General features: G+C 72.7%; 22 protein-coding genes. 15 read left to right on the top strand and 7 right to left on the bottom strand.

The window, feature by feature from the left end:
* Positions 1-135 precede the first annotated feature (135 nt).
* The 6 genes from H4W81_RS07145 to H4W81_RS07120 all read left to right on the top strand — a co-directional run bounded on the left by H4W81_RS07145 (position 136) and on the right by H4W81_RS07120 (position 4,801).
* A complete protein-coding gene (locus tag H4W81_RS07145) occupies positions 136-951 on the top strand; it encodes a GNAT family N-acetyltransferase (protein ID WP_192774053.1) in 816 nt (271 codons plus the stop codon).
* 69 nt (positions 952-1,020) lie between these two features.
* Positions 1,021-2,031 (top strand): phosphotransferase family protein, encoded by a 1,011-nt coding sequence (locus H4W81_RS07140; RefSeq protein WP_318781575.1) that lies wholly within the window; start codon positions 1,021-1,023, stop codon positions 2,029-2,031.
* Entirely contained in the window at positions 2,016-3,284 is a 1,269-nt protein-coding gene (locus tag H4W81_RS07135; protein WP_192774052.1) for an acyl-CoA dehydrogenase family protein, read from the top strand. Before H4W81_RS07140 ends, H4W81_RS07135 begins: the two co-directional genes overlap by 16 nt.
* 63 nt (positions 3,285-3,347) lie before the next feature.
* The gene (locus H4W81_RS07130) at positions 3,348-3,551 is read left to right on the top strand and encodes a hypothetical protein (RefSeq protein WP_192774051.1); all 204 of its coding nucleotides are present in this window, start codon (positions 3,348-3,350) and stop codon (positions 3,549-3,551) included.
* Positions 3,552-3,612: 61 nt separating this feature from the next.
* A complete protein-coding gene (locus H4W81_RS07125) occupies positions 3,613-4,464 on the top strand; it encodes a helix-turn-helix domain-containing protein (protein ID WP_192774050.1) in 852 nt (283 codons plus the stop codon).
* Positions 4,465-4,537: 73 nt separating this feature from the next.
* On the top strand, positions 4,538-4,801 hold the full coding sequence (locus H4W81_RS07120) for a hypothetical protein (protein WP_192774049.1): 264 nt from the start codon (positions 4,538-4,540) through the stop codon (positions 4,799-4,801).
* A 51-nt stretch (positions 4,802-4,852) separates the two neighbouring features.
* Here the strand turns inward: H4W81_RS07120 and H4W81_RS07115 are convergent, their stop codons facing one another.
* A complete protein-coding gene (locus tag H4W81_RS07115; RefSeq protein WP_192774048.1) occupies positions 4,853-5,050 on the bottom strand; it encodes a DUF5708 family protein in 198 nt (65 codons plus the stop codon).
* Positions 5,051-5,215: 165 nt separating this feature from the next.
* Between H4W81_RS07115 and H4W81_RS07110 the strand changes: the two genes are divergently transcribed.
* Genes H4W81_RS07110 through H4W81_RS07095 form a run of 4 tightly spaced genes read left to right on the top strand, consistent with a single transcriptional unit; the run spans position 5,216 to position 9,751 of the window.
* Positions 5,216-6,730, top strand: coding sequence for an ABC transporter substrate-binding protein (locus tag H4W81_RS07110; protein WP_192774047.1), 1,515 nt, complete (start codon positions 5,216-5,218; stop codon positions 6,728-6,730).
* Positions 6,706-7,626, top strand: a complete 921-nt coding sequence (locus H4W81_RS49180; RefSeq protein ID WP_192774046.1) for an ABC transporter permease — start codon at positions 6,706-6,708, stop codon at positions 7,624-7,626. Before H4W81_RS07110 ends, H4W81_RS49180 begins: the two co-directional genes overlap by 25 nt.
* Positions 7,623-8,405, top strand: a complete 783-nt coding sequence (locus tag H4W81_RS07100; RefSeq protein ID WP_192774045.1) for an ABC transporter permease — start codon at positions 7,623-7,625, stop codon at positions 8,403-8,405. The genes H4W81_RS49180 and H4W81_RS07100 overlap by 4 nt, the downstream gene beginning before the upstream one ends.
* Positions 8,402-9,751, top strand: a complete 1,350-nt coding sequence (locus H4W81_RS07095; RefSeq protein ID WP_318781574.1) for an ABC transporter ATP-binding protein — start codon at positions 8,402-8,404, stop codon at positions 9,749-9,751. The genes H4W81_RS07100 and H4W81_RS07095 overlap by 4 nt, the downstream gene beginning before the upstream one ends.
* Before the next feature lie 126 nt (positions 9,752-9,877).
* On the opposite strand, the gene H4W81_RS07090 is transcribed toward H4W81_RS07095, so the two are convergent.
* Genes H4W81_RS07090 through H4W81_RS07065 form a run of 6 tightly spaced genes read right to left on the bottom strand, consistent with a single transcriptional unit; the run spans position 9,878 to position 15,322 of the window.
* Positions 9,878-10,513: a TetR/AcrR family transcriptional regulator gene (locus H4W81_RS07090; protein ID WP_192774044.1), complete on the bottom strand. Its 636-nt coding sequence runs from the start codon at positions 10,511-10,513 to the stop codon at positions 9,878-9,880.
* 53 nt (positions 10,514-10,566) lie between these two features.
* The gene (locus H4W81_RS07085; protein WP_192774043.1) at positions 10,567-10,827 is read right to left on the bottom strand and encodes a hypothetical protein; all 261 of its coding nucleotides are present in this window, start codon (positions 10,825-10,827) and stop codon (positions 10,567-10,569) included.
* Complete coding sequence (locus H4W81_RS07080; protein WP_192774042.1) at positions 10,827-12,176, bottom strand: HAMP domain-containing sensor histidine kinase; 1,350 nt, start codon at positions 12,174-12,176, stop codon at positions 10,827-10,829. Before H4W81_RS07080 ends, H4W81_RS07085 begins: the two co-directional genes overlap by 1 nt.
* Entirely contained in the window at positions 12,173-12,871 is a 699-nt protein-coding gene (locus tag H4W81_RS07075; protein WP_192774041.1) for a response regulator transcription factor, read from the bottom strand. The genes H4W81_RS07080 and H4W81_RS07075 overlap by 4 nt, the downstream gene beginning before the upstream one ends.
* A 33-nt stretch (positions 12,872-12,904) precedes the next feature.
* Complete coding sequence (locus tag H4W81_RS07070; RefSeq protein WP_192774040.1) at positions 12,905-14,398, bottom strand: phytoene desaturase family protein; 1,494 nt, start codon at positions 14,396-14,398, stop codon at positions 12,905-12,907.
* Between the two features lie 33 nt (positions 14,399-14,431).
* Positions 14,432-15,322, bottom strand: a complete 891-nt coding sequence (locus H4W81_RS07065) for a LysR family transcriptional regulator (protein ID WP_192774039.1) — start codon at positions 15,320-15,322, stop codon at positions 14,432-14,434.
* A 70-nt stretch (positions 15,323-15,392) separates the two neighbouring features.
* On the opposite strand from H4W81_RS07065, the gene H4W81_RS07060 reads away from it, so the two are divergent.
* From H4W81_RS07060 to H4W81_RS07040, 5 genes are all read left to right on the top strand, one after another.
* Entirely contained in the window at positions 15,393-16,394 is a 1,002-nt protein-coding gene (locus H4W81_RS07060) for a YeiH family protein (protein ID WP_192774038.1), read from the top strand.
* 350 nt (positions 16,395-16,744) lie between these two features.
* Entirely contained in the window at positions 16,745-17,671 is a 927-nt protein-coding gene (locus tag H4W81_RS07055) for a pseudouridine-5'-phosphate glycosidase (RefSeq protein ID WP_192774037.1), read from the top strand.
* Positions 17,668-18,594 (top strand): carbohydrate kinase family protein, encoded by a 927-nt coding sequence (locus H4W81_RS07050; protein WP_192774036.1) that lies wholly within the window; start codon positions 17,668-17,670, stop codon positions 18,592-18,594. The genes H4W81_RS07055 and H4W81_RS07050 overlap by 4 nt, the downstream gene beginning before the upstream one ends.
* Positions 18,595-18,662: 68 nt before the next feature.
* Positions 18,663-21,260: a hypothetical protein gene (locus H4W81_RS07045; RefSeq protein ID WP_192774035.1), complete on the top strand. Its 2,598-nt coding sequence runs from the start codon at positions 18,663-18,665 to the stop codon at positions 21,258-21,260.
* 106 nt (positions 21,261-21,366) lie between these two features.
* Positions 21,367-21,864: a hypothetical protein gene (locus H4W81_RS07040; RefSeq protein ID WP_192774034.1), complete on the top strand. Its 498-nt coding sequence runs from the start codon at positions 21,367-21,369 to the stop codon at positions 21,862-21,864.
* The last annotated feature ends 14 nt before the right edge of the window (positions 21,865-21,878 follow it).

Here is a 21,878-nt window from a genome sequence, read left to right as displayed (position 1 = left end):
CGGACGGCAGGAAATCGGGCCGGGAGAACGGGGCGGGGACTGGAGCGCTGCGGGCGGGCCGAGAGAACCGGTGGCGGAGTCAGGGCGGGGAAACCGGTTTGAACCAGGTCAGAGGTGTGCGCCAGGATGGCCCGCATGCAGATCCGCCGCCTCACCCCAGACGACCTGCCCGCCTGCGGCCGCCTCGCCCTCAGCCGGAACTGGGGCGCCGAAAGCCGCAAATGGCGGTTCCTGCTGGACGTCGGCGAGGCGTACGGCATCGACGCGCCGGACGGCGACGGACTGGCCGCCACGAACATCGTCACGCTCTACGGCGCCGACCACGCCGTGATCAGCATGGTCCTCACCGCCGAGAGGTACGGCAGGCAGGGCCTGGGCCGCGCGCTCATGGACCACGTCCTGGACCGGGCGGCCGGAAGGACGGTGTCGCTGCACGCCACCGCGTACGGCCGTCCCCTGTACGAGCGCACCGGCTTCCGCGCGGTCGCCACCATCGTGACCCACAAGGGCGTCTTCACCGGGCAGGCCTCGGGCCGCACCCACAAGGCGGACGACCTCGACGCCATCGTGGCGTTCGACGCCGAGCGCTTCGGCGCCGACCGGTCGGCCGTGCTGCGCCGGATGCCGGACTTCCACGAGCAGGTGCGCGTGGCCGAGCGCGACGGGCGGATGACGGGATTCGGCGGGGCATGGCGCAACGACGACACGCTGGTGATCGGGCCGGTGGTCGCCGAGGACCAGGCCACCGCGCGCGACCTCATCGCCGACCTCGCGGCGGGCTCCACGCTGCCGGTGCGCGTCGACCTCGACGACAGCCGTCCCGACCTCGTGGACTGGGTGGTCGAGCGGGGCGTGACCCACGCCTTCACCACCAGCGCGATGGTGCGCGGCGGCGAACTGCCGGGCGACCAGGCGAGGCTGTTCACGCCGACGATGCAGGCACTGGGCTGACCGGATCAACAGAACGGCGGTGCGGGCGTCCGGGTTGACCTGGCAACCAGAACATGGTTCGGTTCTGTCGTGACCACGACCCCCGCGCACATCGACGTCAGCGTGATCGACTTCGACGTGCTGGGCGCCTGGATGGACGCCGAGGGCCTGCCCGGCGGGCCGTTCGAGAACGCGCGGCCGGTCCTGGGCGGCACGCAGAACGTGATGGTCGCCTTCGAGCGGGGCGGCGTGCCGTACGTGCTGCGCAGGCCGCCCCTGCACGTGCGCGCGAAGAGCAACGAGGTCCTGCGCCGTGAGGCGCGGGTGCTGGCCGCGCTGCGCGGCACCGGGGTGCCCGCGCCCAGGCTGGTGGCCGCGCAGACGGTGGACGAGCCGGTGTTCTACCTCATGGAACCGGTCGACGGGTTCAACGCGACGACCGGGCTGCCCGAGCCGCACGCCTCCGATCCCGCCATGAGGCAGCGCATGGGGCTGGAGGCCGCCGTCGCGCTGGCCGCGCTCGGCCGGGTCTCGCCCGACGTGCTGCCAGGGTTCGGCAGGCCCGAGGGCTTTTTGGAACGGCAGGTGCCGCGCTGGATGGGCGAGCTCGAGTCGTACGGCAAGCTCGACGGCTACCCTGGCCCCGAGATCCCCCGGCTGCGCGAGACGGCCGAGTGGCTGGAGCGCAACCGGCCCCGCACGTTCACGCCCGGCATCATGCACGGCGACTACCACCTGGCCAACCTCATGTTCTCCCGCGAGGGCCCGTGGGTGGCGGCGATCGTCGACTGGGAGATGTGCACGATCGGCGACCCGCTGCTCGACCTGGGCTGGCTGGTGGCCACGTGGCCCTCGTCGGAGCTGCAGATTCCGGGGCTGCCCGCCGCCGAGGAGCTCGTCACCTGCTATGCCGAGCTGTCCGAGCGCGACCTGTCCGCGGTCGACTGGTACGTGGTGATGGCCTGCTTCAAGCTCGGCATCGTGCTGGAGGGCACCCACGCGCGCGCCTGCGCGGGCAAGGCGCCCAAGGACATCGGTGATCTTCTCCACCAGACCACACTCGATCTGTTCGCGAGGGCGCAGACATGGATTTCTCGGTAGAACCGGAGTTCCAGGCCAAGCTTGACTGGATGGACGCCTTCATCACGGAGGAGGTCGAACCGCTCGATCTGGCCTTCCCCGGCAAGGCGTACCAGAAGCTGGACGACCGCCTGCGCAAGATCGTCGATCCGCTGAAGGAGCAGGTGCGCGAGCGCGGGCTGTGGGCCTGTCACCTCGGGGCCGAGCTCGGCGGCCAGGGCTACGGCCAGCTGAAGCTCGCCCTCATGAACGAGCTCATCGGCCGCTCCACCTGGGCCCCGGTGATCTTCGGCTGCCAGGCGCCCGACACGGGCAACGCCGAGATCATCGCGATGTACGGCACCGCCGAGCAGAAGGAGCGCTACCTGCGTCCGCTGCTCGACGGCGAGGTCTTCTCCGCCTACTCGATGACCGAGCCGCAGGGCGGATCGGACCCCCGCCTGTTCACCATGCGAGCCGTGCGCGACGGGGACGGCTGGGTCCTGGACGGGGAGAAGTACTTCACCTCCAACGCGGCCAACGCCGACTTCCTCATCGTCATGGCCGTCACCGACCCCGACGCGCACCCGTACGAACGGATGTCGATGTTCCTGGTGCCCGCCGACACCGGAGGCGTGGAGATCCTGCGCAACATCGGCACGATGGGAGAGCGCTCGGGCCACCACGCGCACATCCGGTACAACCGGGTCAGGGTGGGCGCCGACGCGCTGCTCGGCGAGGAGGGCGGCGCCTTCGCCGTGGCTCAGGCGAGGCTGGGCGGCGGACGGGTCCACCACGCGATGCGCACGGTCGCCGCGGTCAAGCGGGCCTTCGACATGATGTGCGAGCGGGCGCTGTCCAGGCAGACCGTGGACGGCGTGCTGGCCGACAAGCAGCTCGTGCAGGCCGCCATCGCCGACTCCTACCTGCAGATCCAGCAGTTCCGGCTGCTGGTGCTGCACACGGCGTGGCTGATCGACCGGTCGTCGACCAGGGAGGCCCGCACCCAGATCGCCGCCTGCAAGGTGGCGGCGGCGCGGGTATTCCACGACGTCGTCTACCGGGCGATGCACCTGCACGGCGCGCTCGGCGTCTCCACCGACACCCCGCTGGCCAGGCTGTGGCAGGCGGCGCCGCTCATGGGCATCATGGACGGCCCGACGGAGGTGCACCAGGCCTCCATCGCGCGACGGGTGCTGCGCGGCTACTCGCCGCAGCCTGGCCTGTGGCCGAGCGAGTATCTTCCGGACAAGCGCGCCGCCGCCCATACCAAATATGGCGATATTTCCCCCTAAGGCGTGATCTTCCCCGTACAATTGCGCGCAATTGCCATTGCGGGTTTCGGGGAAGGATCCATCATGCGCATGAGGTTTCTCGGCTCCACGTCCGAGGCGGGCGCCTGCCCGACGCTCTACGAGACCGACCGCGGAACCATCGTCGTCCAGGGCCTGACCGTGACCGACAGGGAGGCCCTGGCCGACCTGCGCGACGTGCTCGACGGCGAGAGCGCCGTGGAGGTCCCCCGCGAGTTGCTGGTGGACATCGCGCGCAGGGTGCTCTGACGTCACAATTGCGCCACTACCCCTGGCATGATCGTCCCCGCTGGGTCTAGCCTCGTGCGGCGTGACGTCATTCCAGCAGGCCCGGGTCGAGATGGGCATCCGGTTGCGGCAGTTGCGCGAGGCGGCCGGGCTGTCCGGCAAGGATCTCGCGGAGCTGCTCGACTGGCAGCCGTCCAAGGTCTCCCGCCTCGAGAACGCCAGGCAGAGCGCCACCGACGACGACGTGAGCGCCTGGGCCGCCGCCGTACGGGCCGAGCCGGAGGAACTGGCGGAGCTGAAGGAGCGGGCCGCGGCCATCGAGCTGCGCCGCTCCGACTGGCGGCACTGGGCCTCCAGCGGCCTGGCCGCCTCACAGGAGGACGTGCGAGGTCAGGAGGCCAGGGCGACCCTGTTCAGGGTGTTCGAACCCGGCGTGATCATCGGGTTGCTGCAGACCGCGGAGTACGCGCGGCACATCTTCCTCACCCTCAAGCGTGAGTACGGCGCGACCGGCGAACTCGACGCGGCGGTGCGGGTGCGGATGCAGCGCCAGGAGATCCTCTACGACACCTCGCGCACGTTCAGGTTCATCATGCCCGAGGCCGCGCTGCGCACGAAGCTCGCGCCGAGCCAGGTGATGCAGGGCCAGATGGACAGGCTGCTGGCGGTCACCACGCTCCCCAGCATCGAGCTGGGCATCATCCCGTTCGAGCAGCAGCACCCCTCGGTGCCGCTGACCGGCTTCTGGCTCTTCGACAACGACCAGGTCCTGGTGCCCACGCGGTCGAAGGAGGTCCGCACGAGCGAGCGCCAGGACGTGGAGTTCTACGCCCGCGTGTTCGATGAGTACCACAAGGTGGCGGTCTACGGGGAAGAGGCTAGGTCTGTCATCATGCGCGTGAATCACGACTACGCGAAACAATCGCAACATTAATCCCGACAATTGCTTGCCTACCCAAGCAAGATCGTGCAACCCTAGCGCACAGTTGACGCGGAGGTGATGCACGATGCTCGACACCATGCTGTGCCTCGAGGCATTCGCCAGGGCTGCTGGAACCCACGCGGATCTGCGTGTCCAGCATCTCGCCCTTGCCAGTGAGCCCGCCTTCGTCTCGGTGGTCAACCGCTTCTCGCTGACCCTGATCGAGACCGTGACCTGCTCCCCCGAGGGCGCCTTCGTCACCTCCTGGGGCTACCGGCTCGGCACCGTGGACGACGTGGACGGCGCCGCCGCCCGCCTGGCCTACCTGCTGGCCGCCCTCCCCGCCTGACCCCCTGCCTTCCGGCAGACCAGCGCCTCCCACGTGCCGGAGCGGCGGAGCCTAGGCGGGGTCGCGGTGGTCGCGCATGACCCGGTAGGCGCCGTAGAGGGTCTCCACGGCGCCGAGGACCATCAGGAACAGACCGATCTTCGAGGGCACGAAGATGACGATCTCCTCATCGAGCCCGAACAGCCACAGCAACGTCCCGCCGACGAAGGTGGCCAGACCGGTGAGGAGCGTCTTGTGGGCGGGGGCCATGAAAACCTCTTTCGATCACGAGGGGCCACGCTTGCCCCGTTCCCTGGCAACGCTAGTGAAGGGCCGGACGCCGAAGCTCCTGCGCGCTGAGGAGATCGATCTACATCTTTCGAGTGACACCACCGCCGTTGACAATGGTTTTCATTGGCTGCATTGTCGTGGTTCATGTCGATTGATGTGAAACGGCCGCTCCTCGCCGTCGCCCTGGTGGCCGCGCTGGCCGCCTGCGGCGCTCAGGAGCCCGTGGCGCAGGCACCGCTGAGAGTGGTCACGCCGTACAGCGTGAAGAGCCTGGACCCGATCAAACAGGGGTTCTGGGCCTCGGGGTGGGGCTACGGCGAGCTGCTCATGCGCTCGACGGAGAGCGGCACGGTGGAGCCGTGGCTGCTGGCCGCGCTGACCAGGCAGGGCGAGTCGGCGTGGACGCTCACCCTCCGGCAGGGCGTGCGCTTCCAGAGCGGCAGGGCGCTCGACGCCGCCGCGCTGAAGGAGCTGATGGACGCGCACCTCGCGGGGAACCCGGCCGTGCGGGCGGCGCTGGAGGGGGCGAAGGTCACCGTCGCGGGGCCGCTGGCCGTACGGCTGGAGACGGAGGGCCCGGTGGCCAACCTGCCGAGCCTGCTGGCCGACGAGAGCATGTTCTCCGTCTTCGACGTGGCGAGCGGGACCTTCACCGGGCCCTTCGAGGTGAAGAGCCTCGACTCCCGGAAGCTGGTGCTGGCCGGGGACCCTGACTACTGGGGAGGGAAGGTGCGCCTCGACGGGGTCGAGGTGCGGTTCGTGCCCGACGGACAGGCGCGCACGCTCGCCGTCCGCAGCGGCGAGGCCGACCTCGCCTTCTACCCGCCGACCGACGCGCTGCGGACGCTGAAGGGCGACGCGCGGGTCTCGGTCAGGGAGGCGGCGCTGGCGACGGGGCAGTTGCGCGGCTTCCTCAACGTGCGCAAGGCTCCCCTCGACGACTCCAGGGTACGGCGGGCGCTGTCGCTCGCCGTGGACAGGAAGGAGCTGGCCGAGACGGTGATGGACGGCTTCTACCGCACGCCCTCGGGGGTCTATCCCGAAGCGCTGCCGTACTCCGTCAAGAACCTGCGCACCGACCTCGCCGCCGCCGAGCGGCTGCTGGAGCAGGCGGGCTGGCGCAAGGGCGCCGACGGGACGAGGACCAAGGACGGCAGGCCCCTGGCGATCACGATCAACGCCTACTCGCCGCAGCCCGACACCAAGCCGCTCGCCGTGGCCATGCAGGCGCAGCTGGCGAAGGCCGGCTTCCGGGCCGAGGTGGCGGAGGTGCCCGAGAACTACGCGGCGATGCGGTCGGCCGACGGCTGGGACGTGGGCCTCAGCTTCGACGGCTCGCTGTCCTACGGGTTCGACCCGGTCGCGCCGCTGGCCCAGATGATGCGCACGAAGGGCCCGCGCAACCTCGGCGGGATCGCCGACTCCGGCCTCGACGCCGTCATCGACGAACTCGCGGGCGCCTTCGAGCCCGCCGAGCGCGACAGGCTGCTGCGCGAGGCGCAGCGCATCGCGGTGGACGAGCAGGCCTACCACCTGATCGTCGTGGACCGGGTGCCCAGGGTCGTGGCCGGTCCTCGCTACCGCGACTACCGGCCCTCGTCGGTGCTGCTGCACCTCGACGCCACCACAGGTCCGTGCGGCGCCTCCTGCGGCTCCTAGTCTCGGCGGCCGGCACGCTGCTGGCCGCCAGCCTGCTGGTGTGGGGCCTGGCCGAGCTGTCCCCCGGCGACCCCGCGCGCCAGGTGCTGCTGTCCAGGGGCGTGGGCGCGCCGGTCGAGGCGCAGATCGAGGCGGTCCGCGCCGAGCTCGGCCTCGGCGACGCGGCGCCGGTCAGGTACGCCCGCTGGCTCGGCGGCGCGCTCACCGGCGACCTGGGCGCCTCCTGGCGAACGGGCCGGCCGGTCACCGCCGAGCTCGCCGAACGGCTGCCGGCCACGCTGCGGCTGTGCCTGACGGCGGTGGCGCTGGCGATCCTGCCCGCGCTCGTCCTCGCCCTCGCGGGCGCGCTCGGCCGGCACCGCTGGCCCGACGCGCTGTCGAGGGGCCTGATGTTCGCCGGCGCCGCCGTGCCGTCCTTCCTGCTGGGGGTGGCGCTGCTGGAGATCGTGGTGGTGCGCTGGGGCGTCGGAAGGGTGGTGGCCGACGGCGGATGGGCCGACACGCTCCTGCCCGCCGCCACCCTCGCCGCGGGCATCGCCGCGCAGTGGGCGCGGGTGACCAGGGGCGCGCTGGTCGACGCGGCGACCGCGCCGTTCGCCGACGTCTCGCGCGCCCGTGGCTCCGGCGAGCTGCGCGTGCTGCTGGTCCACGGCCTCCCGCACGCCGCTCCCCCGCTGCTCGCCGTCGCGGGCATGACCGTCGGCGGGCTGCTCGCCGGGGCGGCCGTGGTCGAGAGCGTCTTCACCTGGCCGGGCGTCGGGCGGCTGCTGGTGGAGGCCATCACCGCCCGCGACCTGCCCGTGGTGCAGGGGTGCGTGCTCGTGGGCGTGCTCGCCTTCCTGGCCGGGGCGCTCGCCGCCGACCTGGCCACCCGAGCCGCGGACCCGCGCCTGTGAGAGCCTCCCTGATCGCCGGTACGGCCGCCGCCGCGCTGCTCGCCGTGCTGGCGGTGGCGGGCCCCTGGGCGCTTCCCGACCCCGACGTCCCCGACTACGCGGCCAAGCTCCTTCCGCCCGGCGCCGCCCACCCCCTCGGCACCGACCAGCTCGGCCGCGACGTGCTGGCGCGGCTGGCGAGCGGGGCCAGGGTGACGCTGGGCGCCGCGCTCGCCGTCACCGCGCTCGGCGCGGCGATCGGCATCGTCGCGGGCGGGGTGGCCGGATACGCGCGCGGGGTCGTCGACGCGGCGATCTCCAGGGTCGTGGACGTCCTGCTGGCCGTGCCGAGCACCCTGGTCGCGCTGGCCGTGGTCGGCGCGCTCGGTCCCGGGCTGGCCAACCTGGTGCTGGCCATGTCGGTGGCGGCGTGGGCGCCCGTGGCCAGGCTCACCCGCTCGCACGTGCTCACCTCCGCCGCCAGGCCCGACGTGATCGCCGCCAGGATGGCCGGGATCGGCCGCGGGCGCATCGTGCTCGGCCACGTGCTGCCGGGCGCCTTCCTGCGCGTGCTGGCCGTGGCCGCGCTGGGGCTGGGCGAGACGATCATCGGCCTCTCCGGCCTGTCCTTCCTCGGCCTCGGTGCCCAGCCGCCCACCGCCGAGTGGGGGCAGATGCTCGCCGAGAGCCGCTACGACCTGGCCTCCTCCCCCTGGCTCCTGGCCGGCCCCGGCGTGGCGATCCTGCTCGCGGTCACCGCGGCGGGGCTGCTCAGCGACGCGCTCAGGGAGCGGCTGTGAGCGCGGCCCTGGAGGTCTCGGGGCTCTCGGTGACCTATCGGGACGGCACGCGGGCGCTGCGCGAGGTCTCCCTCACGGTGGCGCCCGGCGAGCGCCTCGCCGTCGTGGGGGCGTCGGGGAGCGGGAAGTCCACGCTGGCGCGGGCCGTCCTCGGCCTGTTGCCGCGCGGCGCCCGCGCCGAGGGGTCGATCCGCACCGGCGGCAGGCCCGGATACGTCGCCCAGGACCCCTTCACCGCGTGCGACCCGCTGCGGACGGTCGGGCACCACGTACGGGAGGCGTGGCGGGCGGCGGGGCTGCGTCCGCCGCCCGGCGCCGCAGAGGCCGCGGTGGCGGCGCTCGCGCTGGACCCGGGCGCGCTCGCCCGCCATCCGCACCAGTGGTCGGGCGGCATGCTGCAGCGGGCGGCGATCGCGGCGGCGGGCGCGCTGTCGCCCGCCCTGACCGTCGCCGACGAGCCGACCAGCGCGCTCGACGTCGGCCTGGCCGACGAGGTGATGGCGGCGCTGGCGCGGTCGGCCGGAGCGCTGCTGGTGATCACCCACGATCTGCGGCTGGCCGCAGACTGGGCCTCGCGGGTCGCGGTCCTGTACGAGGGGAGCGTCGTGGAGACCGGGCCCGCCGGGCGGCTGCTGTCCGATCCCCGGCATCCGCACACGCGGGCGCTGGTGGCGGCGCTTCCCGCCGCCTCGGCCGGGCGGGCCGCCGCCTCCCAAGGGCCCGCGCTGGTGACGGCGCGGCACCTCGCGCGTCACTACGGTGGCGTCGCCGCCGTCAGGGACGCCTCCCTGTCGATCGGGCCCGGTCAGGTGGTGGGCGTGCACGGGAGGTCGGGGTCGGGCAAGTCCACGCTGCTGCGCCTGCTGGCGGGACTGGAGCCGCCCGACGGGGGCGCGCTGAGCCTGCCGGACTCGCGGCCCGGGTGGGCGATGCCCGTCTTCCAGGACGCCAGGGCCAGCCTGGACCCGCTGTGGCCGATCTGGCGCACGATCACCGAGCCGCTCACCCGCCTGCGCGCGGCGGAGCGGCGGGCCAGGGCCGTGGCGGGGCTCGCCTCCGTCGGCCTCGGCCACCTCGATCCGCGCACCAGGCCGGGACGGCTGTCGGCGGGACAGTGCCAGCGGGTGGCGATCCTGCGCGCGGTGATGGCCAGGCCGGCGCTCATCGTGGCCGACGAGCCCACCTCGGGCCTGGACACGGTGGCGGCGGGCCAGGTGGCGGGCCTGCTCCGCGCGGCCGCGGACTCGGGAACGGCCGTGGTGGTCGTCAGCCACGACCTCGACCTGCTGGGCGGGCTCTGCGACGACGTGCACCTCATGCACGACGGCGTCATCCTTTCGCGCTGACCCGCGGAACGGATGGCCCGCTCCGTTCTCCACCTGGACTCCGATGCCATCGAACGCCGCTACCAGGGGACGTCGCCGCGACGCCGACCCACGACCGGCGGGGCCGCCGTCGCCGGGATCCAGCCGTTAGCGGGGGAAGGCGTCAGGCGAGATGCCGACCTCGCGGGCGGCGGCCATGTGGGCGTGCTCGAGCAGGCGGGGACGCGAGAGGACGTTCGGATGCAGGGTGTAGCGGATGATCAGGCCGTCCAGCATGGCGTCGATGCGCTCGGCGGCCCCCGCCGGGTCGTCGCAGGCGAACTCGCCGGTGTCGGCGCCCTCGGAGATGACCTGTTCGAGGGCGCGCAGCCAGATGGTCTCGAGCTCCAGGACGATCTGGCGGACGGTGGGCTCCCTGAGCGCGGTGTTCCACGCGTCGATCCACAGCAGCCAGCTCTGGTCGGAGCGCGACTGCGGGATGTTGAAGCGCAGCACCCTGTCGAGGCGTTCGACCGCGCTGCCCTCGCCGGTGACCAGCTGGTCGAGGCGGGCGCTCTCGATTTCGAGCGTGGCCCGCAGCATGGCGGTGATCAGCTCGTCCTTGGTGGCGAAGTGGTAGTGGATGAGCCCGCCGCTGACGTTGACCGCCTTGGCGATGTCGGCGACGCGGGTGTTGGCCAGCCCGCGTTCGAGCACGACCCTGCGCGTGGCCTCCAGCAGCTCGGCTCTGCGCTGGTCAGCCTGGTCCGCCCTGCTGCCTCGGGCACCGTCCACACGTCGCACCGGCCAAGAGTAGCCGATCCGGGACATTCGTCCGGCGCCCGAGTCTGCGGAGGTCAGGGGGCGCAGAGGTACAGGCCGTCCTGCCCGTCCACCGCCGCGCAGGTGGCCCGCACCCAGGCGGTGACCTCTCCGCCGGCCCTGCGATCGTCCCTGCGGTCGTCCCGGTCGTCCCGGTCGTCCCGGTCGTCCCGGTCGTCCCGGTCGTCCCGGTCGTCCCGGTCGTCCCTGCGATCGTCCTCGGCCATGACGTATCTGAGCCGGCCCAAGGCGACGAGCTCCCGTAGCCGGTCGCTGGCCATCGACTTGGACCTCACTAAGCGGATGATGAAGACCGGCTGTCACCGGACGAACCGGGGAGCCGCACCCAGGCGACCGCGCCGCCTCCGGCGGCGTTGTCCAGCCGTACCTCTCCCCCCGCCTCCTGGATGGCCTGCGCCACGATCGCGAGGCCGAGCCCCGAGCCGGGCAGGCTGCGCGCGGAGGGCGAGCGCCAGAACCGCTCGAAGACGTGCGGCAGTTCCTCGGCGTGGATGCCCGGCCCGTGGTCGCGGACCGTCAGCTCGCCCCCGCGCAGCGCCACCTCGACCTTGCCGCCCGGGCTGAACTTGGCCGCGTTGTCGAGCAGGTTCACGACCGCGCGTTCCAGCGAGGTGGGGTTGCCCTCGACGTACCAGGGGTCGAGGTCGGTGGTGACGTCGGCGCCGCGCAGCCGGGCGCGGGCGACGGCGGCGTTGACGACGTCGTGGAAGGCCAGCTCGACGTGCGGCTCGTGGTCGCTCTCCCCGCGCGAGAGCTGGAGCAGGTCGCCGACGAGCGTGGAGAGCTCCTCGAACTGGGCCTTGACGTTGACGAGCAGGCGCTCCTTGGCCTTGGGGTCGATGGCCCTGCCGGTGTGCTCGCTGCGCAGCAGCAGGTCGATGTTGGTGCGCAGGCTGGTGAGCGGGGTGCGCAGCTCGTGCCCCGCGTCGGCGACGAGCTGCTGCTGGCGGTCACGGGATCCGGCGAGCGCGGCGGTCATGGCGTTGAAGGAGCGGCTGAGGCGGGCGATCTCGTCGGTGCCCTCGACGGGGATGGTGGTGTTGAGGTCCTCGGTCTGGGCGATGTGCTCGACGGCCCTGGTGAGGCGGCCCACCGGGCGCAGGGCCGTACGGGAGACGAGCAGGCCGGCGGAGGCGGCGCCCAGCACGCCGATCGCCGCCACCACGGCCAGCACGAGGGCGAGATTGCGGAGCGTGTTCTGCGCCTGGTAGATGGGCCGCGCCTCCAGGATCGCCATGCCCGGCCGCTCGAAGGTCGTCATGACGCGCAGCGCCTTGCCGTCCGTCGTGCTGCCGAAGCGGAACTCCGGCCGTCCGGGATGGTCGAGGGCGTGCCGGTCCTGGGGGGACGCCTTGATCGGCGGGCCGAGCGAGCAGGTCGTGCCGTCGGCGTACAGGACGGTGGCGATGCCCTGGAAGGGGTCGCTCGTCCCCTCCGCCTTGCAGTTCTCGACGAGCCAGCGCTTGTTCTCGGGGCTCTCGGGCTCGGCCATGGACTGGTCCAGCTGGTGGTAGAGCTCCCTGCTGACGATGAACCAGCACAGGCCCGCCGAGGCCGCGATCGCCACCGCCACCGCCACCGTGACCAGCAGCGTCAGCCGCGACCGCAGGCTGCGTCGTCTCACGCGGCGGCCCGCAGGACGTATCCCACCCCGCGAACCGTGTGGATCAACCGGGGCTCGCCCTCGGCCTCCAGTTTGCGCCGCAGGTACATCACGTAGACGTCGAGCGAGTTGGAGGAGGGCTCGAAGTCGAAGCCCCACACCTCCTCGAGGATCTGCTCGCGCGTCAGCACCTGGCGTGGATGGGCGAGCAGCAGCTCCAGGAGCAGGTACTCGGTCCGCGTCAGGTCGAGCCGCCGCGCGCCCCTGGTGACCTCGCGGGTGGCGGGCTCCATGCGCAGGTCGCCGAAGGCGAGCGCGGCCCGCTCGGAACCGCCGCCGCCGAGCGAGCCGCGCCGCAGCAGCGCCCGCACCCTGGCCAGCAGCTCGTCCAGCTCGAACGGCTTGACGAGGTAGTCGTCGGCGCCCGCGTCGAGGCCCGAGACCCTGTCGCCGACCGCGTCGCGGGCGGTGAGCATGAGGACGGGCACGTGGTCGCCGCCCGCGCGCAGCCTGCGGCAGGCGGTCAGCCCGTCGAGGCGCGGCATCATGACGTCGAGGAGCACGGCGTCGTAGCTCTCGCGCGCCAGCTCCTCGAGCGCGGCCTGGCCGTCGGGGACGGTGACGACCTGGTAGCCCTCGAACTCGAGGCTCGACTGCAGCGCCTCCCGCAGCGCGGGCTCGTCGTCGACCACCAGCAACCGTGCGCCATCACTCATGGTCACCAACGGTAGACCGGCTTCATGAGAACGTCATGAACGTCCGGTCAGAAGGGCCATCGCGGCGTTGTGTCCTGGAATGCCGCTGACGCCTCCCCCGCGTCGCGCGCCCGCTCCGCACAGCAGGATCCGGGGGTGCTCGGTCTCGACGCCCCACCGGCCCGCCTCGCCGTACGGCCAGCTGAGGTCCTGGTGGAAGATGTGCCCGCCGGGCAGACCGGCCTCCTTCTCCAGGTCGTCGGGGGTCTTGGCCTCGATGCACGGCGTGCCGTCCGGGGCGGGCAGCAGGCAGTCCTCCAGGGGCTCGGCGAGGACGGAGTTGATCGACCGCAGCGTCGCCGCCACCGCTTCATCCCGATATTTCGGGAAAAGTCGGGCGGGCATGTGGAGGCCGAACAGGGTCATGGTCTCGGCCTCCAGCCCCGGACCCAGGATCGACGGGTCGGTCAGCGAATGGCAGTAGACCTCGGCCGGCGGCAGCTCGGGCACCTCGCCGCGGGCCGCCTGCTCGTAGGCGCGGGCGAGCTGGTCGCGTCCCTCGTTGATGTGGAAGGTGCCGCTGAAGGCCTCGCGCGGGTCCACGCTCGCGTCCTTCAGCCTGGGCAGCCTGCTCAGCACCATGTTGATCTTGAGCTGCGCCCCCTCGGGGGTCGACGGGGCGCGCCCCATCAGCCGGTCCAGCACCGCCGGCGGCAGGTTGACCAGCACGTGGGCGCCGTTCACCGCGTGCTCGCCCTGGGCGTCGCGGAAGGTCACCTCACCCGAGGGGTCGATCCCCACGATCTCGGCGCTCGTCCTGATCTCGGCGCCCGCCTCCCTGGCGGCCGACTCCAGCGCCTGCGTGACCGCGCCCATGCCGCCGACGGGCACGTTCCAGTCGCCGGTGCCGTCGCCGATCACGTGGTAGAGGAAGCACCTGTTGGCCAGCAGGTCCGCGGAGGGGTCGGCGAAGGTGCCGATCAGCGCGTCGGTCAGCACCACCCCGCGCACGACGTCGTCGGCGAACCTCTCGTCGACCGTCTGCCCGATCGGGCGCTCGAACAGATCGCGCCACGCTACCTCGTCGTCGACCAGCTCGCGCAGCTCCCACTCGGGGCGCAGCGGTTCGAGCAGCGTCGGCGCGACGCGCTCGGCCAGGCGCGCGGTCATGCCGTAGAACTCCCGCCAGGCCCGGTAGTCGGACTCGCCGCCGGTGACCCGCGCGAACGACGCCCTGGTGCGCTCCTCGTCGGCGTTGTCGACCAGCAGGCCGCCGTCCCCGACGGGGGTGTAGGAGGCGTAGCGCCGGCCGCGCAGCTCGAGACGGAGCCGCAGGTCCTTGACGACCTTCGTCGGGAGCAGGCTGACGAGATAGGAGTAGCGCGACAGGCGGGCGTCCACGCCGGGGAAGGCCCTGGTGGAGATGGCCAGGCCACCGACGTGGTCCTGCCGTTCCAGCACGAGCACCCTGCGTCCCGCCCGCGCCAGGTAGGCGGCTGCGACCAGGCCGTTGTGTCCCGCGCCTGCGATCACGACATCGTACGACATACGTCCTATTTGTCCTGGATGGCTGGTGAATCGTCAAGGGCGGGAGGCGATCGCCAGCAAGGTGGCGGCGGGTCCGGTCAGCGTCCTGCCGCGCCGCCAGACCGCGCGCAGGCTGCGCACCAGGTTGAGCCCGGCCAGCGGCACCTCGACCAGCCGTCCGGTCGCCAGCTCCGCCTCCACCGCGTGCCCGCTCAGCACCGCGGGGGCGGCGCCCGCCTGCGCCGCGCCCTTCACCGCCGCGTTCGACCCCAGCTCCAGGCGGGGGCTGGCCACGTGCTGCCCGGCGAAGGCCAGGTCGAGCGTCTCCCTGGTGCCCGATCCGGGCTCCCGCACCACCAGCGGGGTGGCCGCCAGCTCCGCCACCCTCAGCACCGTACGGCGGCGCGCCCACGGATGCGCGGGACCGACCACCACCACGAGCCTGTCGGTGGCCACGACCCTGCTGGCCAGGCCGTCCGGCACCGTCGGCCCCTCCACGAACCCCAGCTCGACCTTCTCGCCGAGCACCCTGGCCGCGACGTCGGTGGAGTTCATGACGTCGAGGCCGACCTGGATGTCGGGCTCTCGGGCCTGCAACTCGCCCAGCCAGCGCGGCACCAGGTACTCCGCCACCGTCATGCTGGCCGCGACGTGCAGCTGCGCGGCCTCGCCCTGCCGTACGGCCTCGACCCCGCGCATCAGCTCGCGCGCGGCGGCCAGCACGTGGGCCGCCCAGCCGGCGACCATCCTGCCCTCGGCGGTGAGCGCCGAGCCGCGCGGCGTGCGCTCGAGGAGCGGCACGCCGAGGCGGCGCTCCAGGCGGGCGATGCGCTTGCTCGCCGAGGGCTGCGCGATGCCCGCGGCCCTGGCCGCCTGGCCGAGGCTGCCCAGCTCGCCGACGTCGACCAGGAGCTGCAGCGACTCCAGGTCGGGCAATTCACTCATAGCCTCAGGCTATGACCTCCCCGCCAAGATCGGTCTACTGGCCGTCCCCGCCAGGCCGAACACTGGAACCATGACCCTCACCGCCAGCGCTCCCCCCGCCACCGGCAGGCTGCTGCCCGGCCTCGTCCTCACCGCCGTCGCGGTGGGCGTCGCGCTGGTGGTGAACAGGCTGGTGCCCGCGCTCAGCCCCGCGGTCGTCGCCGTGACGCTGGGCGCGATCCTGGCCAACACCGCAGGCGTAGGCCCGTCGGTCGCGCCCGGGGTCAGGTTCGTCTCCCGCACGGTGCTGCGAAGCGCGATCGTCCTGCTCGGCCTGCAGATCGCGGTGCCCGACGTGCTGGCGCTCGGCTGGCAGCCCATCGTGATCATCGCGCTGGCCACCGGCCTGACCTTCACGCTCACCCCGTTGCTCGGCCGCCGCCTCGGCCTGTCCCCCGGCGCCTCGCTGCTGGTGGCCACGGGCGTGTCCATCTGCGGCGCGGCGGCCGTGGCGGGGATGCACGAGGCCACGGGCGGCGAGGGCGGCGTCAGCGACGACGACGACGTCGCCGGCGCGCTGAGCGTGGTCGTCCTGTACGGCACGGCGCTGATCGTGCTGCTCCCCCTCATCGCCTCCTGGCTGGGCCTGTCGGCGCGGCAGCTCGGCGTGTGGACGGGCGCCTCGGTGCACGAGGTCGCCCAGGTGGCGGCCATCGGCGCGGCCACGGGCGGGGCGGTCCTGGCGGTTGCGGTGACGGTGAAGCTGGCCAGGGTGATGCTGCTGGCCCCGGTCGTCGCGCTGACCATGCTGTGGACCGGCCTGTCCCGCCGGCGTTCGACCCCGCTGGTCCCGCTCTTCGTGCTCGGGTTCCTGGCGATGGTGGCCGTACGGAGCACGGGGCTGGCGCCGCAGGCGGTCACCGACGTGGCGCCCCAGGTGAGCGGCCTGCTGCTGGCGGCCGCGTTGTTCGGCCTCGGCACCGGCATCGACGTGCGCAAACTCCTCAGAGGCGGCAGGGCGCTGCTGCTCGGCGCGCTCTCCACCGCGCTGATCGGGACGTTCTCCCTCGCCCTCGTCGCAGTCCTGGTCTGACCTTGATTGACTTCCTCCCGACCTAAAGGATCGGGATCTCCCGTACTACCGGTGCAGCATGCTGCCGAGATGGTGGCCGGGGCGGTTGACGCTAGGTCAACTCATACACCACCTCGCTGGACATGACCCAGATGACTTCCGTGACCCGCGCTTATTCGATCTCCTGACCAAGAACCACCGGAATGGGTCCGTTGGGATGAGGTCGGCCGTCCCTGCGAAGCCGCACTCACCTCGGCCTGGAGCCGATGCCTGCCGACCTTGGGTAACCTGCTCCTTTTGGAACAATCCCCGGCCATTGCCCCGTTCCAAAAAGACCAGCGCCGGCACGTCCAAGGAGCTCGAACCGCCTCATGCCCAGCACCACTGACCCCGCCCTCCGCCCTTCCGCCGAGGTCGCCGAGGCGCTCGCCTCAGGCGCTCCCGTCGTGGCCCTGGAGTCCACGATCATCTCCCACGGGCTGCCGCAGCCGAGGAACCTGGAGGTCGCCAGGGAGCTGGAGGACATCGTCCGCAAGGCGGGCGCGGTTCCCGCCACGATCGCCGTGCTGGACGGGGTCGCCAGGATCGGCCTCGACGAGACCGAGCTCGTGCGCATCGCCACCGAGCCGGGCCTGCGCAAGCTGGGCCAGCGGGACCTGCCCGTCGCCGCCGCCCTCGGGGCCAGCGGCGCCACCACCGTCTCGGCGACCTCGTTCCTCGCCGCCCGCGCGGGCATCCGGATCTTCGCCACCGGCGGCCTCGGCGGGGTGCACCGCGGCTGGACCGAGGAGCAGGACGAGTCCGCCGACCTCGACACGCTGGCCCGCACCCGCATCACCGTCGTCTGCGCGGGCGTGAAGTCGATCCTCGACGTGCCCGCCACGCTGCAGCGCCTCGAGACCCGCGGCGTCACGATCGCGGGGCTGCGCACCGACACCTTCCCCGGCTTCTACCTGCACAGCTCGGGCGAGCCGATCGACTGGCGGATCGAGTCGGCCGAGCAGGCCGCGGCCATCATGCGGGGTCAGGACGCCTTCGGCGGCCCCGAGACCGCGCTGATCATCGCCAACCCGGTGCCCGTCGAGGAGCAGCTCGATCCGGCCCTGCACGACCGCGTGCTGGCCGAGGCGCTGGCCGCCGCCGAGCGCGAGGGCGTCACCGGGCAGGCCATCACCCCGTTCCTGCTGTCGTACCTGGTGCGCGGCACCGACGGGGCCTCCCTCGAGGCCAACCTGGCCGCCGTCCGCGGCAACGTCCGCGTCGCCTCCGACATCGCGGTCGCGTGGGCCGGGAGATGAGCGCAGGGCTCCTGGTGATCGGCGACGTCGTCACGGACGTCGTCGCCCTCCACGGCGCGCCCGTGAGCACCGGCACCGACACCGCGGCCGACATCGTGCTGCGTCCGGGCGGCTCGGGGGCGAACACCGCCTCCTGGGCCGCCCACCTGGGCGCCGACGTCCGGCTGCTGACCAGGGTCGGCTTCGACACCGGCGAGTGGCACACCGCCGAGCTGACCAAGGCGGGTGTGCGGCCGCACGCCCGCGTCGACCCCGACCACCCCACCGCGGTGGTGATCGCGATGGTCGACGTCACCGGGGAGCGCTCCATGCTCACCAACCGGGGCGCCGGCGGCCACATCTCGGCCGACGACTGGTCTCCCGACCTGCTGGACGGCGTGCGCCACCTCCACCTGTCCGGCTACACGCTGTTCGCCGAGCCAGGGCTCCAGCTGGCCAGGCTGGCCATGGCCGCCGCCTCGGCGCTCGGCCTGACGATCAGCGTGGACCCCGCCTCGACCGGCTTCCTGCGCGACTTCGGCGTCGAACGCTTCCTCGCCGAGACCGCGCCCGCCGGCCTGATCATCCCGAACAGGGACGAGGCGCTCCTGCTGACCGGCGCCACCTCTCCGCAGGCCGCCGCCTCCGCCCTCAGCCTCAGGTACGGCACCGCGGTCGTGAAGCTCGGCGCCGAGGGCGCGATCCTCGCCAGGGACGGACGCGTAACCGCCGCCACCGAGGGCAGGGAGCGCGAGGTGATCGACTCCACCGGCGCGGGTGACGCGTTCGCCGCGGGTTTTCTCACCGCGATGCTCGAGGGGGCCGCTGACCTGGCCGCTCTCGAGGCCGGGTGCTCCGCGGGAGCGGACGCCGTGGCCATCGTCGGGGGTCGTCCACGGTACGGTTTGGGTTCCAATCGTCTTTACCCTATTCACACCGATTGATAGCTTGCGGCGTAGGCTGCACCATTAGCCACACGCGTCACAACTTTTGGGGAGGATGCGGTCCGCCGATGGACGTCGAGTCATCGATCTGCCTGAGCGACCTGGTCCCTGCGCTGCGCTGGAGCCGTCCTCAGCAGGTCGCCGAAGCCTTGGCCGACCCTCGACTCCCCGCCGGTTGGTGGGGTTCGCTCTCGCTGTCGCGAGCCCTCGGCACCACCGGTGTCGAGTGGATGTGCGAGCGGCTCGCGCGGCTCGCGGCCTCCCGCTGGGACCACCTGCCGCTGGCCGACGTGCTGCCCGCGCTGCACGTGCACCACGTGGATCCGGCCCTGCCGGGATGGCCCGAGGCCGCCCGCACGGTGATCACCGGGCTGGGCGGATGGCGGGTGCTCCGCAGGCTCAGCACGGGGGATCTGGGCTCGCCCGCCTCCTCCGCCTCGACCGAGGTCGTGGTGGGATCGGTGTTCAGGGAGGTGCTGGGACGCATCCCGGCGACCTCGGACGCTTCAGCCGTACGCCCGGCAGGGGCACTCCCCCAGCGTCCGGGGGGCGGCGCCGCGCAGGGGACGCCTTCGGGCGGGTTCTTCTCGCCGCAGCAGGGCGGTTCGGGATCCTCTCCGCATCCGGGCGCACCTGCGCTCGGCTCGCCGGCGCCCGGGGCGGGCTCCCCGGATTCGGCCTCGTCAGGGCCACCGGCTCCCTCCTCCCCGGGAAACGGCCGGCCGTCGTCCCAGGGGCAGGGCGCGGGCACGCGACTGCCGCAGCGCCCGTCAACCGGCTCCTTCCCCAGCCAGCCCGGCGGCGCGCCCTCCACCGGCCCCTTCCCGAACCAGCCTGGCGCCTCCGGCTCTGAACCCTCCACCGGCTCGTTCCCGAACCAGCCTGGCGCCTCTGGCTCCGGACCCTCCACCGGCTCCTTTCCGAGCCAGCCCATCGCCGGCCCTGCGAGCGGCTCCTTCCCCAGCCAGCCAGGCGATGCCCCGACCAGCGGCTCCTTCCCCAGCCAGTCCGGCGATGCCCCGCCAACCGGGCCCTTCCCCGGGCAGGGTGCGTCTTCCACCGGCTCCTTCCCCAGCCAGCCAGGCGGCGCGCCGTCCACCGGGCCCTTCCCCGGGCAGCCCGGCGGCGCTCCTTCCACCGGCTCCTTCCCCGGTCAGGCCGGGGGCGCCGGGCAGCCGGGCACCGCGTCCGGTCCCGCCTCCAACGGCACGCACCCGGGCCAGACCGGCGGGCCCGGGCAAGCAGGCGCTCCTGGGCATCCTGCGCTTGGGCACCCCGCGGCCTCCGGACAGGTCGGGACTTCTGGACAGGTCGGGACTTCTGGACAGGTCGGGACTTCTGGACAGGTCGGGGCCTCGGGACAGCCAGGTGCGCCTGGGCAGGCGGGCGCCGCCGCCAGGCAGGCGCCGGGCCAGTCCGGTCAGCCCGGTTCAGGCCAGCCCGGTCAGCCCGGTCAGCCCGGCCAAGGTCAGGCCGCTCAGCCCGGACAGCCTGGTCAGTCGCCGACTCCGGCCCCGCCTTTCGCCGCGCCGACACAGGGCTCCTACGCGCCGCCCACCTTCGCCTCTCCCATCGCGGGGACACCGGACGACGACTACCCGATGGTGCGCGTGGTCGACGGCCTGTTCCGCTCCTTCGACCGGCTGGAGCTGGCCGTGGCGGTCAACCGCCTGTTCGCCGCCGAGCCCGACACCCTGCGCACCCTCGCCCACAAGCTCCTGGTCGACAGGGACGTGCTGTCCCAGGCTCAGCGCACCGCCGAGGAACGTGTGCTGCACTGGCTGCGCTCCTCCGAGTCCGCGCCCGTGACCGGCCACATGTTCCGCCTCACCGAGTGGCTCGGCACCGCCGCCACCGAGGACCAGCTCATCGGCGCCGACCCCGCGCACCCCGTCATCGTGCCGACCCTGCGCAGCCCGCTGTGGCGGGTGCTGGTCACGCTCATGCCCGACCGCCGCCTGCAGGACGGCTGGCTCGTCGTGGGCGACCTGACCGGGTTGCAGGAGCGCACCAGGCGCCTGCTCGCGGCCCATCCCCCGGATGCCGACGTCGAGGAACTGCTCACCGAGCTCGGCATCAGGCGGCACTCCGCCAAGGCCTGGCTCGACGCACTGCCCGCCGAGGCGCCCCACGAGGCGGCCAGCGCGCAGCCCGCCGTCCAGCAGCCTTTGCCACGCCGTACGCCCGGGGCCAACGGCCACCACCACAGAGGCGGGCAGCCCGTGCCGCCCGCGCCCCCGCAGCAGATCGATCCCAGCGCGGCGCTGGCGACGCTGTCGGCCCTGTCCGGCGGACGCTCCCCCCTGCTCGGCGGCCCGTCCACGCCACCTCCGCTGCTGGCGGGCGCGCCCTCCACCCCGCCGCCCCCGCCACCGAGCCCCACCTCCGATCCGCGCCGATGGCAGCGCATCGACGTCACCCCCGAGCACCTGCGCGGCGCCCCCGTGGCGGTTCCCGAGGGGTACGCCGCCCAGCTCGGCATGCGTCCAGGCACCCTGCTGTCGGTCACGGGGCCCGGCGACAACGCGGTGGTACTCGTCTGGCGCGACCAGCAACCGGTCTTCGACTCGCTGCAGCCCGTGCTGATGCGCCTGAACGCCCGGCCCGGCGACCAGGTGTACGTCACGGTCGACGGCTACCGCCTCGACGCCCAACTCACCAGCTGACGCTCCCACACTGCGGCGCCCTCACCAGGCGCCGCACTTCACCCCGCGGAGGGCCGAGAAGTTGCTGGGATCGCCCTATGTGTGAGCGCGGCACCGTCGGAGCGACATGAGGGGTCGGGAGGTCTCCGGCTTCCTCGCGGAGATCAGCTCATTCGCCGCCGTCGACCTGCTCGTCGCCCCTGAAGACAGGGAGCGAGAGATGGAGCGGAACACCTTCTGGATCCCCATCCCCTGTGACGAGGACGGGCATGCCGATGACACCGGCATCGACACTGAGGACGTCCGAGCAGCGCTGACTGAGATGGCGGCGGTGCTCCGGCTGCGGTTCGCTTCGGCGCGCTCCCTGTTGACCGGCTACGCCTGGTGTGACGAGCAGGCCGGGCAGCTCCGGATGTCCATGTGCTCGGCCGCTCCTGACGCGCTGCCCTTCGGCGGCCCGTACCGTCCTGACACCGACCCCACGGCGGTCAGTGCGGCCATCGCCGCTGACTCCCACCCTGGGTTGATCAGCTGGGCTGACCTGCGCCCGGTGGAAGCCACCCCTGATGAGGAACCTGCGGACAGGCCTTTCCCCGTGTATGTCGTCCCTCTGGGCTGTCCGTGATCAAGGCCTGAGGT

Source organism: Nonomuraea africana, assembly GCF_014873535.1.
GTDB classification, from domain to species: Bacteria; Actinomycetota; Actinomycetes; order Streptosporangiales; family Streptosporangiaceae; genus Nonomuraea; species Nonomuraea africana.
This window is presented reverse-complemented; position numbering and strand designations above follow the sequence as displayed.